14 protein-coding genes are annotated in these 13,958 nt (G+C 67.6%); 5 read left to right on the top strand and 9 right to left on the bottom strand.

Going from position 1 to position 13,958, the window contains the following annotated elements:
* Positions 1-19: 19 nt before the first annotated feature.
* The 3 genes from qcrA (at position 20) to PP359_RS00985 (ending at position 3,415) form a co-directional block, all read left to right on the top strand.
* Complete coding sequence (qcrA, locus tag PP359_RS00995; protein ID WP_036287972.1) at positions 20-1,099, top strand: cytochrome bc1 complex Rieske iron-sulfur subunit; 1,080 nt, start codon at positions 20-22, stop codon at positions 1,097-1,099.
* Entirely contained in the window at positions 1,096-2,922 is a 1,827-nt protein-coding gene (gene qcrB / locus PP359_RS00990) for a cytochrome bc1 complex cytochrome b subunit (RefSeq protein ID WP_295820325.1), read from the top strand. Before qcrA ends, qcrB begins: the two co-directional genes overlap by 4 nt.
* Before the next feature lie 85 nt (positions 2,923-3,007).
* On the top strand, positions 3,008-3,415 hold the full coding sequence (locus tag PP359_RS00985) for a rhodanese-like domain-containing protein (protein ID WP_005049195.1): 408 nt from the start codon (positions 3,008-3,010) through the stop codon (positions 3,413-3,415).
* 35 nt (positions 3,416-3,450) lie between these two features.
* Here PP359_RS00985 and PP359_RS00980 read toward each other — a convergent pair whose 3' ends face one another.
* From PP359_RS00980 to PP359_RS00955, 6 genes are all read right to left on the bottom strand, one after another.
* The gene (locus PP359_RS00980) at positions 3,451-4,245 is read right to left on the bottom strand and encodes a PP2C family protein-serine/threonine phosphatase (protein WP_295778765.1); all 795 of its coding nucleotides are present in this window, start codon (positions 4,243-4,245) and stop codon (positions 3,451-3,453) included.
* A gap of 20 nt (positions 4,246-4,265) precedes the next feature.
* Entirely contained in the window at positions 4,266-4,700 is a 435-nt protein-coding gene (locus tag PP359_RS00975; RefSeq protein WP_005049192.1) for a cytochrome c oxidase subunit 4, read from the bottom strand.
* Positions 4,701-6,389, bottom strand: coding sequence for an aa3-type cytochrome oxidase subunit I (gene ctaD, locus PP359_RS00970; RefSeq protein ID WP_499249721.1), 1,689 nt, complete (start codon positions 6,387-6,389; stop codon positions 4,701-4,703). It abuts the gene before it with no gap.
* Positions 6,390-6,463: 74 nt separating this feature from the next.
* A complete protein-coding gene (gene ctaC / locus PP359_RS00965) occupies positions 6,464-7,369 on the bottom strand; it encodes an aa3-type cytochrome oxidase subunit II (protein WP_039416190.1) in 906 nt (301 codons plus the stop codon).
* A gap of 133 nt (positions 7,370-7,502) precedes the next feature.
* On the bottom strand, positions 7,503-7,874 hold the full coding sequence (gene erpA, locus PP359_RS00960; protein ID WP_036287992.1) for an iron-sulfur cluster insertion protein ErpA: 372 nt from the start codon (positions 7,872-7,874) through the stop codon (positions 7,503-7,505).
* A 123-nt stretch (positions 7,875-7,997) separates the two neighbouring features.
* Entirely contained in the window at positions 7,998-9,386 is a 1,389-nt protein-coding gene (locus PP359_RS00955) for a dipeptidase (protein WP_112931647.1), read from the bottom strand.
* Positions 9,387-9,463: 77 nt separating this feature from the next.
* On the opposite strand from PP359_RS00955, the gene PP359_RS00950 reads away from it, so the two are divergent.
* Together PP359_RS00950 and PP359_RS00945 are read left to right on the top strand one after the other, a co-directional pair.
* Positions 9,464-10,024, top strand: a complete 561-nt coding sequence (locus PP359_RS00950; protein ID WP_112931648.1) for a DUF3043 domain-containing protein — start codon at positions 9,464-9,466, stop codon at positions 10,022-10,024.
* A 13-nt stretch (positions 10,025-10,037) separates the two neighbouring features.
* Positions 10,038-11,123, top strand: coding sequence for a hypothetical protein (locus PP359_RS00945; RefSeq protein ID WP_112931649.1), 1,086 nt, complete (start codon positions 10,038-10,040; stop codon positions 11,121-11,123).
* Here PP359_RS00945 and PP359_RS00940 read toward each other — a convergent pair.
* Genes PP359_RS00940 through hisD form a run of 3 tightly spaced genes read right to left on the bottom strand, consistent with a single transcriptional unit; the run spans position 11,086 to position 13,957 of the window.
* The gene (locus tag PP359_RS00940; RefSeq protein ID WP_112931650.1) at positions 11,086-12,120 is read right to left on the bottom strand and encodes a quinone-dependent dihydroorotate dehydrogenase; all 1,035 of its coding nucleotides are present in this window, start codon (positions 12,118-12,120) and stop codon (positions 11,086-11,088) included. The genes PP359_RS00945 and PP359_RS00940 overlap by 38 nt on opposite strands.
* Positions 12,121-12,172: 52 nt before the next feature.
* Complete coding sequence (gene nrdR, locus PP359_RS00935) at positions 12,173-12,637, bottom strand: transcriptional regulator NrdR (RefSeq protein WP_036288013.1); 465 nt, start codon at positions 12,635-12,637, stop codon at positions 12,173-12,175.
* A 3-nt stretch (positions 12,638-12,640) separates the two neighbouring features.
* Entirely contained in the window at positions 12,641-13,957 is a 1,317-nt protein-coding gene (gene hisD / locus PP359_RS00930) for a histidinol dehydrogenase (protein WP_499249720.1), read from the bottom strand.
* Position 13,958 lies beyond the last annotated feature (1 nt).

The following is a 13,958-nucleotide window of genomic DNA, read 5'->3' as shown; positions in this document are numbered from 1 at the left end:
CGTAGGGAACGGACGAGACATGGCACACGAGGAAGACGCACTCGAGCACGAGAGGGCTTCATGGAAGCCCTCCCCCGGGCTCGCCGTCGCCGTCCCCGACCCCGTGCAGAACCCGGGCCTCCCGCCCCACCGGGAGCGCATCACCGACAAGGACCCGGCGGCCATGCAGCGCGCCGTTCGCACGGTCTACACGCTGTTCTACCTCTCCCTCGCGGGCAGCATCTGGGCCGTCGCCGCCTACATGCTCTTCCCGATCGAGAGCGGTCAGATCGTCGACATCCGCCACAACAACCTGTTCATCGGGTTGGGCATCGCGCTCGCGCTCCTCGCAATCGGCATCGGTGCGATCCACTGGTCCAAGGCCGTGATGAGCGACAAGGAGCACATCGAGCCGCGTCACGCCACGCGCGGACGCGACGTGACGCGAGAGGGCGCCGTCGCCGTCTTCCGCGAGGCGAACGAGGAGTCCGGGTTCGGACGCCGCACCGCCATCCGCGGATCGCTGATCGCCGCTCTTGTCGCCTCGGTGCTTCCCGGCATCACCCTGTTCCGCGGTCTGGCGCCCGAGTCCAGCCCCGAGAACCCGATCGCCGGCGACCCGGTCGCCCTCCTCAGCCACACGATGTGGAAGAAGGGTGAGCGTCTCGCGCACGACCCCACCGGCGAGCCGATCCGTGCCGCCGACCTCACTCTGGGCTCCGCGGTGCACGTGATCCCCCAGTCTCTCGCCGAGCTCAGCCACAGCGATGGCTACCTCGAGGAGAAGGCGAAGGCGATCGTCCTGCTGATGAGGATGCTGCCCGAGCAGATCGTCGAAGCCGAAGACCGCAAGAGCTGGTCGTACAACGGCATCGTGGCGTACTCGAAGGTCTGCACGCACGTCGGCTGCCCGGTCGCGCTGTACGAGCAGCAGACCCACCACCTGCTCTGCCCCTGCCACCAGTCGCAGTTCGACGTGACCCACGGTGCCGCGGTGATCTTCGGACCGGCCGCTCGTCCGCTGCCGCAGCTGCCGATCACCGTTGACTCCGAGGGGTACCTCATCGCGCAGAGCGACTTCACCGAACCCGTCGGCCCGAGCTTCTGGGAGCGCCATTGAGCACCGCGACTGTCACCGAGACAGGCCCTGACACCACGCCTCAGACCTCCCGCGACGAGAAGCCGCTGGGCGGCCGCTTCGTCGCCGGCGCGGCGAACTACCTCGACGAGCGCACCAGCATCTCCGGTCTGGTCAAGGAGCTCGGTCGCAAGATCTTCCCGGACCACTGGTCCTTCATGCTCGGCGAGATCGCGCTGTGGAGTTTCGTCGTCGTCCTGCTGTCGGGAACGTTCCTGACGTTCTTCTTCCAGGCATCCATGGTCGAAACGCACTACGACGGGGCGTTCGTCCCGCTGCGCGGCGTCGAGATGTCTGCGGCTCTCGACTCGGCGCTGCGCCTGTCGTTCGACATCCGCGGCGGCCTGCTGGTGCGTCAGATCCACCACTGGGCTGCGCTGGTGTTCGTTGCCGGCATCGGCGTGCACATGCTCCGCGTGTTCTTCACGGGTGCGTTCCGCAAGCCGCGCGAGCTCAACTGGGTGATCGGCTTCATCCTCTTCATCCTCGCCATGGCCGAAGGCTTCACCGGCTACTCGCTGCCGGACGACCTGCTCTCGGGCAACGGCCTGCGCATCATCGACGGCATGGTCAAGGGCATTCCGGTGATCGGAACGTGGACCTCCTTCCTGCTGTTCGGCGGCGAGTTCCCGGGGACTCAGATCGTCGGGCGCCTCTACACGCTGCACATCCTGCTGCTGCCGGCCATCCTGGTGGCGCTGCTCGCCGTGCACCTCATGCTCATGATCGTGAACAAGCACACCCAGTTCGCCGGTCCCGGCCGCACGAACAGCAATGTCGTGGGCTTCCCCATGGTCCCGGTCTACATGTCGAAGATGGGCGGCTTCTTCTTCATCACGTTCGGCGTGATCGTCCTGATCGCCTCCCTGTTCACGATCAACCCGATCTGGAACTACGGTCCGTACGACCCGTCGCCGGTCTCGGCCGGTACGCAGCCCGACTGGTACATCGGGTTCGCCGACGGCGCGCTGCGTCTCGTGCCGCCGCACCTCGAGTTCGTTCTGTGGGACCGCACGTGGTCGTTCAACATCCTCATCCCGCTGACGGCTCTGGGCCTGTTCATCGTGATCGTGATGCTGTACCCGTTCATCGAGGCCTGGATCACGGGCGACAAGCGCGAGCACCACATCGCCCAGCGTCCGCGCAACGCCGCGACGCGCACCGCGATCGGTGCCGCCGGTGTGACGTTCTACGCGGTGCTGTGGGCCGCGGCATCCTCGGACATCATCGCCACCCACTTCTGGCTCACGATGGAAGGCGTCATCCACACGCTGCAGGCGCTGTTGTTCGTCGGACCGGTTCTCGCGTACTTCATCACGAAGCGTCTGTGCATCGCGCTCCAGAAGAAGGACCGCGAGATCGCCCTGCACGGCTACGAGTCCGGCCGCATCGTCCGTCTTCCGGGCGGCGAGTACATCGAGGTCCATCAGCCGGTCGACCAGTACGAGATCGTCAAGCTCGTCGACTTCGAGACCAACCAGCCTCTCGTGGTGCGTCCGAACGATCAGGGTCGCATCCCCTGGCACGAGAACTTCCGCGCCTCGCTGTCGCGCTGGTTCTTCGAGGACCGCCTCGCTCCGGTCACTCAGGCGGAGCTGGAGGAAGCGCGTGCCCACCAGCATCACACGCTGGATCACATCGCCGCTGAGGAAGATGCCGAGATCCAGGGCATGCACGAGCGGGCGGGAGTCGGCGACGCGCCGCACCACCCGATCGACGATGGTCACCAGAGCGAGACCGCCGTCCGCCCGTCGAATGTGATCGTCCCGGATGGCGACACGAAGGACGCGAAAGACAAGGACTGACAACCCGCTCAGGCTGGCAGTCAAGCGGCGAGGAGTGACCGTCCCGGTCCTCCTCGCCGCTTCGTCGTTCGCGTAGCGTCGAGCCATGACTGACGCCCTCTCCTACTTCACCGGCAAACTCGCACACGAGACCGACGCCTCAGACGTGTACGCGGCTCAGCGCGACGGACAAGCCTTCGTACTCGTCGACGTGCGCGGCGCCGACGCCTGGGCCCAGGGCCACCCGGTGGGCGCCGTCCACATCCCCTACCGCGAGATCGCTGAGCGGGCTCCGACGGAGATCCCCCTGACGACGCCGGTGGTCGTTTACTGCTGGAGCCCCGGCTGCAATGCCGGCGCGAAGGGCGCCGTAGAGTTCGCTCGCCTGGGCTACTCCGTGAAGGAGATGATCGGAGGATACGAGTACTGGGTGCGCGAAGGGCTGCCCACCGAGAACGCTCAGGGTGCGCTCCCCCGCGTGTTCGACCCTCAGGTCATGTATGTGCGCCCGTGATCACTCCGCCTGCGCGGCAGCGTGACACCGGGGCTTCAGCCGGCGATCGGTTGCGCGCCTTCGCTGAAGCGCTCGGTGGCCGCTCCCGCGAAGACAACCCCACCGGCCGACGGAACCCCCGCGGCGACGTCTGCGACGACGGCGGTCACATTGTCGCGTGAGCCGGCCTGCAGGGCCGCCGCGACGATGATCTCCGCGGCATCCTGTTGCCCGTCGACGTCTCGCAGGATCTCACCGATCGCGTCGTCCGGCAGGTAGTCGCTGACACCGTCGCTGCACAGCAGCCAGCGATCCCCGGCCACCGGCGTGTGCGCGGTCACGCTGACCGTATCGGACGGCTCGCCGCGAAGCGAGGCGGTGATGATGTTGCGGCGTGGATGCGTCATCGCGTCGGATTCCGTCACCAGCCCCTGATCGACGAGCACCTGGACGAACGAGTCGTCACGGGTCTGACGCAGCAGTCGTCCCGAACGAAGAAGATAGCCTCGAGAGTCTCCGGTGTGCGCAAGAAGCACGGTCCCGCCATCACCGAACCAGATCCCCGTGAACGTGGTCGCCATACCCGCCAGCGAAGGATCCCGCCGTACGTGCGCGCCCAGATCCCAGTTGGCCACCCGCAGCCGAGTGGTCAGCTCTGCGGCATCGCCCGCTCGCCAGCCTCCTGCGACCAGCCGATGGACGAGAGCCGCCGATGCGAGATCGCCGGCCGGGCCGCCGCCGACACCGTCCGCGACGCCCGCGCCCCACGATGCGATGAACGCCGCATCCTGATTGACATCGCGAAACGGGCCGACGTCGCTGGAGACGCCGGCCCGAATCGAATGAGCCATCACCGCAGAACCGGCACCGCTCAGCGTGCGAAGTACCCGCGGTAGTACTCGAAGACCCACCCGACGATGGCGACGACGAACACGCCGAGGCCGATCGGCAGCAGGAAGGTGCCGACCGCGAGACCCAGGATGCCGAGAGCCGCGGAGAACGCGAGCACCAGCGGCCACCACGACCACGGGCTGAACTCGCCCATCTCGGGATCGCCGTCATCGATGTCGGCCGTCAGGGAGTCCTCCGGCAGCTCGCCGCCCTGGGCGCGGTGCACGCGGTCGACGTAGAAGCCGATCATCGCGGCCATGAACACCGTGAACAGCAGCGCGACGCTGCCGACCCACTCGATCGCGTGGAACCACTGCCGGTCGGAGTGCTCGATGATGTTCCACCCCGTGTACAGGGCGAAGCAGAGGAAGAAGAACCCGGACAGGATCCACCAGAGGTTGACGTTGGTCTTCACTTACTTGACCTTCCCCTCGGCCGTGTCCATGACGGGAGCATCGGGAGCGTCCTTCGCCGGACCGACACCGACCGGGAGCGCTGCTTCGGGGTGGTTGAGGTCGAAGGCAGGGCGCTCACTGCGAATGCGCGGAATCGAGGTGAAGTTGTGACGCGGGGGCGGGCAGCTGGTGGCCCACTCGAGCGATCCGCCATAGCCCCAGGGATCGTTGACCGTGACCCGCGGCGCCTTGCGCGAGGTGATCCAGACGTTCAGGAAGAACGGGATCATCGAGGCACCCAGGATCATCGCTCCGATCGTGGACACCTGGTTCTGCCAGGTCCAGCCGTCCGCGGCCGAGTAGTCGGCGTAGCGGCGCACCATGCCGTCGACGCCCAGCCAGTGCTGGATGAGGAAGGTCATGTGGAAACCGATGAACAGCATCCAGAAATGGACCATGCCGAGTCGCTCGTTCAGCATGCGCCCCGTCCACTTGGGCCACCAGAAATAGAACCCGGCGAACATCGCGAACACGACCGTGCCGAACACCACGTAGTGGAAGTGGGCGACGACGAAGTACGAGTCGGAGAGGTGGAAGTCCAGCGGCGGGGAGGCGAGGATGACACCGGTCAGACCACCGAAGACGAACGAGACGAGGAAGCCGAGCGAGAACACCATCGGCGTCTCGAAGGTCACCGAGCCGCGCCAGAGAGTTCCGATCCAGTTGAAGATCTTCACGCCCGTCGGCACCGCGATGAGCATGGTCATGAGCGCGAAGAACGGCAGCAGCACCGAGCCGGTGACGTACATGTGGTGAGCCCACACCGACACCGACAGCGCGGCGATGGCGATCGTGGCGTAGACCAGGGTCTTGTACCCGAAGATCGGCTTACGGCTGAACACCGGGAAGATCTCCGAGACGATGCCGAAGAACGGCAGCGCGATGATGTAGACCTCGGGGTGGCCGAAGAACCAGAACAGGTGCTGCCACAGCAGAACGCCACCGTTCGCCGGGTCGTAGATGTGGGCGCCGAGCACGCGGTCGGCTGCCGCCGCGAGGATCGCCGCGGCGAGCACGGGGAACGCCATCAGAATGAGGATGCTCGTGACGAGGGTGTTCCACGAGAAGATCGGCAGACGCCACATCGTCATACCGGGCGCGCGCATGGTGATGATCGTGGTGATGAAGTTCACCGCGCCGAGGATGGTGCCGAAGCCGGACATGCCGAGTCCCAGCATCCAGAGGTTGCCACCGGCGCCGGGCGAGAACGACGCTCCCGCCAGGGGCTGATAGGCGAACCAACCGAACGCGGCCGCGCCCTGAGGAGTCAGGAAGCCGGCGACCGCGATCACCGATCCGAAGATGAACAGCCACAGCGCGAACGCGTTCAGACGCGGGAACGCGACGTCCGGCGCGCCGATCTGCAACGGAAGGATCGCGTTGGCGAAGCCGGCGAACAGCGGCGTCGCGAACATCAGCAGCATGATCGTGCCGTGCATCGTGAAGAGCTGGTTGTACTGCTCCTTCGTCGGAAGGATCTGCATTCCCGGCTCGAACAGCTCGGCGCGAATGATCAGCGCCATGACGCCGCCGAGCAGGAAGAAGATCACCGACGCGATGAGGTACATGTACCCGATCGTCTTGTGGTCCGTGGAGGTGATCCACTTGACGATGATGTTGCCCTTCTGTCCCACGCGCGTCGAGCTCATGAGAGCCGCCTGACGCGGGGGCAGCGTGGTCGGGCGCGCGGAAGTCTCGCCCTGGAGAGGAAGCGTGGTCGCCATCAGTGTTGTCCCTCAGATTCGACGGGGGCTCCCGTGCCCGGGAAGTTCTGCAGCCGGTCGTAGGCCTTGTTGATGTCACCGGTCTGACCGGCGGCGCGCAGGCCTGCGAGGTACTGCTGGTACTCGGCCGGCTCGACGACCTTGACCTTGAAGAGCATCATCGAGTGGTACTGGCCGCAGAGCTCGGCGCACTTGCCGTCGTATTCACCCACGCGTGTCGGGATGAACGACCAGTAGTTGTCCTTCCCGATGTACATGTCCTTCTTGTAGAGGAAGTCGACGATCCAGAAGGAGTGGATGACATCGCGGGAGGTCAGCTTGATCTTGACCTTCTCGTTGACCGGCAGAACAAGCGTCGGCAGGTCGCTTGTGATGTTTCCCTGGGCGTCGGTCTGGGCCTGAACACCCATGGTCCAGACGGCGTTGTCGCCGGCCTGGCAGTCGGCCTGGTCGTCGTTGTACTGGAAGTCCCAAGCCCACTGCTTGCCGATCGCCGTCACACAGACGTCGGGGTTGTCGTACTGGGTCTCGAGCACCGCCTGATCGCGCGCCGTGAAGGCGAAGAAACCGAGCACCAGGATCAACGGGACAACCGTGTAGAAGATCTCGACGGGCATGTTGTAACGAAGCTGCACCGGCAGGCCGCGCTGGCCGCGACGACGACGGTAGGCGATGGCAGCCCAGCCCATGAGCGCCCACGTGATCACACCGACGGCGAGCAGGACGATCCAGGAGTTGACCCAGAGACCCGACACCATCTCGGTGTGGTTGGTAGCCTGCGTGCCGTCGTCGGTGAAGCCCGGCAAGAAGCCGTTCAGCTCGGTGGGAGTGCATCCCGCGAGGGTGATCGCCGAGGCGATCCCGATCGGGATGACGGCGAGCCGGAGTCGGCGTTTGACGCGCACGGTGCACCTTTCGGGGTCATGAAGGTCGAACACCGTTCAGTCTAAGGCAAGCTCCCACCCGATTCAGGCCATCCGCCCAGGATGTCTGCCACTATCGGAGGGGTTTTTCCCGCCTGATCAGCGACGCCCCGTCTCAGTGGAAGCTGTCGCCGCACGCGCAGCTGCCCGCGGCGTTCGGGTTGTCGATCGTGAAGCCCTGCTCGGAGATCGTGTCCTTGAAGTCGATCGTCGCGCCATCCAGGTACGGCACCGACATGTCGTCGACGATGACCTCGACGCCGTCGAAGTCCACGGCCTGATCGCCGTCGAGGAAGCGCTCGTCGAAGTACAGCTGGTAGATCAGGCCCGAGCACCCACCGGGCTGCACCGCGACCCGGAGGCGCAGGTCGTCGCGCCCCTCCTGCTGGAGCAGGTTCTTCACCTTCTCGGCCGCAGCGTCCGTGAGGAGAACGCCGTGCGCAGCCGTGGTGGCCTCGACGGGGGTGTTGGTGGCGATGTCGGTCATGGCACTCTCCGGAACCTCGTTGCGATCGAAGCCGTTATCAGACGGCGGGTCGTGCTCGATTCTACGCGGCAGCGGGCGCCCCGGGCCGATGACGCCCGCGCGCCGACACAGCGGCGAGCCGTGTCACCCGCGATCGAGCTCCTCGAGCAGCAGAGCTTCGGACACGAGTGCGCGGCGGAACGTGTCCAGGTGGAGCGACTCGTTCGGGCTGTGCGCCCGCGCATGCGGATCCTCCACGCCGGTCACCAGGATCTGCGCCCCCGGGAACTCGCGCACGAGATCCGCGATGAATGGGATCGATCCTCCGACGCCGATGTCGACCGGTTCGACGCCGTATCCCTCGCGCAGCGCGTCGCGCGCCGACGTCACCGCGGCCCCGGTGGTGTCGACCAGGAACGCATCGCCGCAGTCGACATCGCGGAAAGTCAGCTCCGCGCCGAACGGGGCGTGTGCGCGAAGGTGGGCCTCCAGCGCGGCGTAGGCCTCGCGGGCGGGCTGGCCGGGGGCCACCCGCATGCTGATCACGACGGAGACCTCGGGAGAGAGCGTGTTCGAGGCGTTCTTCACGCTTGGCGCATCGATGCCGGTGACGGTGATGGAGGGCTTGTTCCAGATGCGGCTGAGGATCGAGCCGCGTCCGATCGGGCTCACACCCTCGGGGAGCCCGGCCTCATCACGCAGGGTCTCCTCGGAGTAGTCGGGAGTCGATGCCTCGCGCTCGGTGAGCCCGGCGACGCAGACCGCACCATCGTCGTCCCACATCGTGGCGAGCAGCTTCACGGTCGCCAGCATCGCATCGGGCACGGCACCGCCGAACATGCCGGAGTGGGAGGCGTGCTCCAGTGTGCGCACGGTCATCGTGAAGCGTGCGTTGCCACGCAGCGACACCGTGAGGGCCGGAGTTGTCGCATCCCAGTTGCCGGAATCGGCGACGACGATGACGTCCGCGCGCAGCGCGTCGGCGTTGTCGCTGAGAAACTGCGCGAAGGATGCCGAACCGGCTTCCTCTTCACCCTCGATGAAGAGGTTCACACCGAGGTCGACGTCGCCGCCGCACGCGTGGACGAGAGCGCGGAGGGCGCCGATGTGCGCCATGATCCCGGCCTTGTCGTCGGCGGCTCCGCGTCCGTAGAGGCGTCCACCGCGCACCGTCGGCTCGAAGGGCGGCGTCTCCCAGAGCGACTCGTCACCGACGGGCTGAACGTCGTGGTGGGCGTACAGCAGAATCGTCGGACGCCCGTTGCGCGCTGCGCGCGTGGCGAGCACCGCGGGCATCCCCTCCGCTCCCGTCTCGGGCACGATCGCGGTCTTCACCTCGACGCGCTCGAAGATGCCGAGCTGCTCGAGAAGCTCAGCCACCGTATCGGCGCTGCGTGCGACCTCGGCCCGATCGAAGCCGGGGAACGCCACCGACGGAATGCGCACGAGTCGCCCCAGATCGGCGAGGGCGGCGGGGACGGCCGCTTCGGCGGCATCGCGGACGGCGGTACGACGGGACAGCTCCGAGCTCATGCGGGTAATCTTAGAGCGCAGCTGCCGCGCGTTCCCGCGCGTGCGCACCACCCGTGATGACAACGAGGATCCACACCGTGGCCAAGAACCCCGCCGCTCCCGACGCCGACGCCACCGTCCCGACCGGACCCGGCAAGCACCGTCCGACGCCGTCGCGAGCCGAGCAGGAGGCCGCCCGCAAGCGTCCTCTCGTCGCCGACACGAAGGAGGCGCGGGCCCGCGCGAAAGCCGAGCTGGCCTCGCAGCGCGAGCGTGCCCGCATCGGCATGGCGAACGGCGAGGAGAAGTACCTGCCGGTTCGCGACCGTGGCCCGCAGCGCCGGTTCGTCCGCGACGTCGTCGACGGTGGGTGGCACCCGGGCGAGCTGCTCATGCCGCTCATGCTGATCGTGATCCTGCTGAGCCTCATTCCGAACACCGCCATCGTCTACTACGGGTTCGCCGCACTCTGGCTCTACATCCTCGTGGTCGTCGTCGACATGGTCATCACGAGCGTGCGGGTGAAGAAGCTCGCGCGCGAGAAGTTCGCGGACCGCACGGAGAAGGGCCTCGGCTGGTACGCCGGCATGCGCACGATCCAGATGCGTTTCATGAGGCTGCCCAAGCCGCAGGTCAAGCGCGGCGGCCGACCCGTCTGAGGTCATCGTTCCGATGGGCGGCGCCGATGCCGCGGACACCGACGGCGCGACGACGAGTCGGAGGCCGACGGAGCAGTCCACTCCTCGCGCCGCGCACCAGTGGCGGATCTGGTTCGTCGTCGTGCCCGCACTCATGGGCGTCGTGCTCTGCGCCGCGGGCGCACTGCTCGTCACTCCGACGAGCGACGGCGGATTCCCGGCCTACCTCTGCGTCATCATCGGCGGCTGGGCAATCGGTTTCGCCCTCGTCAATGCGCTGAGCGCCTGGCCAGAGCGGTGGCAGTGGGGAGGGCACGTCGCACTCGCCCTCGGGGCCATCGCGCTGCTGGCATCGACCACTCCCCTCATCCGGGCCCTCGGATCGCTGCCGGAACCGTGGCCTCGCTCACTTTCCGTCGTCGCGCTCGGCATCCCACCGGCCGGTGGATGGGTGCTGATCACCCTCCTCGGTCGAATCTCCGGACGGTTCGACCGCGCCGCTGAGCGACGCGCGGCGGCCCTGGCGGAGCCCACGTGGAGCGGGGCGGATCGTCGTCCCGAAGTCACGGTGAACGCCGCGCGCTTCACGACAGCGGCGCTGACGGCTCTCGCCGTCGGAGCGGTGGTCGTCGTCGGCGCGCTCAGCGCGGTGGTCGTGATCGTCACCGAACGCTGGCTCCTCCGCCTGCCCCCGCTCATGATCGTCGTCGCTTTGGGCCTCTTCGTCGGGATGCCGGTGTACGCGGCGATCTGGGGAGTCGTCAACAGTCGGCGCCTCCCCGTGACGCTTCGGTGGCACACCGGAGCGCTCGTTGTGGATGCCGAAGACCGCTGGACCGTTCCGTACCCGATGATCCAGAGCGTGATCTGGCGCTCGCAAGGCGATACTGCGCGTTTCGAGGTGCACACCGCGACCCGCAGCGAGACATTCCTCGTGGGCATGGTGCGCCAGCAGAACGGTAAAGCTTCGCAGCTGCCGCCGCTCATGCACCGGATGCGACGGGTACTCGAGGAGGCTGGACTGCGCCCCCACGAGCGGCGCGGCACTCTGCGCTACACGCGGAGCGCGCCAACGAACACGGTCAGCGGGTCCGGCGCGCCGCCACCAGCCCTCGGTTGATCTGACGCGCCCAGAGGGGCCCGCGGTAGATGAAGCCGGTGTATCCCTGCACGAGAGTGGCCCCGGCATCCAGCCGCTGCTGCACGTCGTCGGCGTCTTCCACGCCTCCGGCGGAGATGACGCAGAACCCCTCAGGCACGACCGCGCGCACGATCTTCAACACCTCCAGCGCCCGACCGCGCAGCGGGGCACCGGAGAGGCCGCCCGCCCCCATCGCCGCAACCGCGGAGGCGTCCGCCGTGAGGCCTTCGCGTGAGATCGTCGTATTGGTCGCGACGAGCCCGGCCAGGCCGAGGTCGACCGCCAGGCGCGCCACCGCCTCGACCTCGTCGTCCGGGAGGTCAGGGGCGATCTTCACGAGCAGGGGGGTGGCGCCTGCGGCATCCCGAACCGCCTCCAGGAGGGGGCGCAACGTCTCTACGGCCTGCAGTCCGCGCAGCCCGGGAGTGTTGGGCGAGGAGACGTTGACGACGAGGTAGTCCGCCACCGGAGCGACCAGCTTCGTGCTGGTGACGTAGTCGGCCGTGGCGTGCTCGACATCGACGATGCGACTCTTGCCGATGTTCGCACCGAGCACGGCGCGGCGGGCTCGACGGCGCGATCGGCTGAGCCTGCGGGCAGCCGCCGAGGCGCCCGCGTTGTTGAAGCCCATGCGATTGATCAGGCCTCTGTCGGCGATGAGGCGGAACAGCCGTGGACGCGGGTTTCCCTCCTGCGGCACCGCCGTCACGGTGCCCACTTCGACATGACCGAAGCCGAGCGCGAACAGGCCCTCACTCATCACGGCGTTCTTGTCGAAGCCGGCGGCGACACCGAACGGCGAGTCGAAGTCGATCCCGAGGGCGCGCGTGCGCAGGGACGGGTCCGGCGCCGTCAGCGCCCGCACGATCGGACGCAGCGGCCAGATGCCGAATGCACGGATGACGGGGATGACGAGGTGGTGGGCCCGCTCGGGGTCCATGTGCGCGAAGACGGTGCGGAAGATGAAGGCGTACATCGGATCTCAGCCTAGGGCGCGCCCAGGGTCGTCCCGCGCGCGACGGCCGTGACTACTCCGTCGCCTCCGCCGCGTGGTCGGCACGCAGCTGCGCGATCGACGCCTCGAAGTCCTCCAGCGAGTCGAAAGCCTGGTACACGCTGGCGAAGCGCAGATAGGCCACCTCGTCGAGGTCGCGCAGCGGGCCGAGGATGGTCAGACCGATCTCGTTCGTGTCGATCTGCGACGCGCCGGTCTGGCGCACCGCTTCCTCCACCGCTTGAGCGAGCATCGCCAGATCGCCTTCGGTCACCGGGCGCCCCTGGCAGGCTTTGCGAACGCCGGACATCACCTTCTCGCGACTGAACGGCTCGATGACGCCGGAGCGCTTGATGACGTTGAGACTGGCGGTCTCGACGGTCGTGAACCGGCCTCCGCACTGCGGGCATTGGCGGCGACGGCGGATGCTGAGACCGTCATCGCTGGTACGGGAATCGATCACGCGCGAATCGGCGTGACGGCAGAACGGGCAATGCACGCGTCACTCCCCCGCCGAAAGGTCCGCGAACCGCGCAGTGACCGCTTCGCCGTGCGCCGGCAGCGCCTCGGCGACCGCCAGCGCGACGATGTCGTCGTGGGCCGCCCGCAGCGCTTCGCGGTCGTACACGATGACCTGCTGCGGACGCAGAAACGTCGCCGCCGACAGGCCCGCCGCGTACCGCGGCTGCCCGCCCGTCGGGAGCACGTGGTTGCTACCGGCCAGGTAGTCCCCGAGACTCACGGGCGAGTACGCACCGACGAACACCGCACCGGCATTGACGAAGTCCTCCGGACGAGGGTCGCGCAGGTGCAGTTCGAGATGCTCCGGTGCGTACGCGTTGCTGAAGGCCGTGGCTGCCGCGAGATCATCGACCAGGACGACCGCCGACTGCGGACCGTTGAGCGCTTCGGTCGCGCGGGCCGCGTTGCGGGTGCGTGAGACCCGCTCCACGACCTCAGCACGCACACGATCCGCCAACTCCTGCGACCAGGTGACGAGCACCGCCGATGCCTGCTCATCGTGCTCGGCCTGACTGATGAGATCGACGGCGACCAGTGCAGCATCGGCGTGCTCATCGGCGACGATCAGGATCTCCGTCGCGCCGGCTTCGGAATCCGTTCCGACGAGCCCGCCGACGGCGCGCTTGGCCGCTGCGACGAAGTTGTTGCCAGGGCCGGTGACGACGTCGACGGGCTGCAGGCCGATGCTGTCCACGCCGTACGCGTAGGCGCCGACCGCGCCGGCCCCGCCCATGGCGTAGACCTCCGTCACACCGAGAAGTCGCGCGGCGGCGAGGATGTCGGGATGCACCCTGCCGCCCGCATCGGCTTGGGGCGGCGACGCGAGCGCGACCTCGCCGACGCCGGCGACCTGAGCGGGCACGACGTTCATGACGACGCTCGACGGATACACCGCCTTGCCGCCGGGCACGTAGACACCCGCGCGGCGAACGGGCTGCCAGCGCTGTTCGACGCGGCCGCCGGGGACGATCTCGGTCATCGCCGCAGCGGGAACCTGGGCGGCAGAGGCCAGCCGCACGCGGCGGATCATCTCCTCGATCGCTCGCCGTACCCCCGGGTCGAGACGCTCGAGCGCGTCGTCGAGGTGCGCGGCGGGCACGCGAATGGCGTGATCCTCGACGCGATCGAAGCGCGCCGCCTGCTCCCGCAACGCCGCTTCTCCGCGCAGGCGCACGTCGTCGACGATCTCGAAGGCCGCCTGAAGGGCTTCGGCGCGGGCGGCTTGAGCACGGGGCACAGCAGCAATCCACTGCGCGGTCGTCAACTCGCGACCGCGCACATCAATGGTGCGGAGCATC

Source organism: Sphingomonas sp. BLCC-B65, assembly GCF_028550675.1.
In the GTDB taxonomy this organism is placed as follows: Bacteria; Actinomycetota; Actinomycetes; order Actinomycetales; family Microbacteriaceae; genus Microbacterium.
Note: the sequence above shows the minus strand (reverse complement) of the source record. Positions and strands in the feature narration are given on the sequence as shown.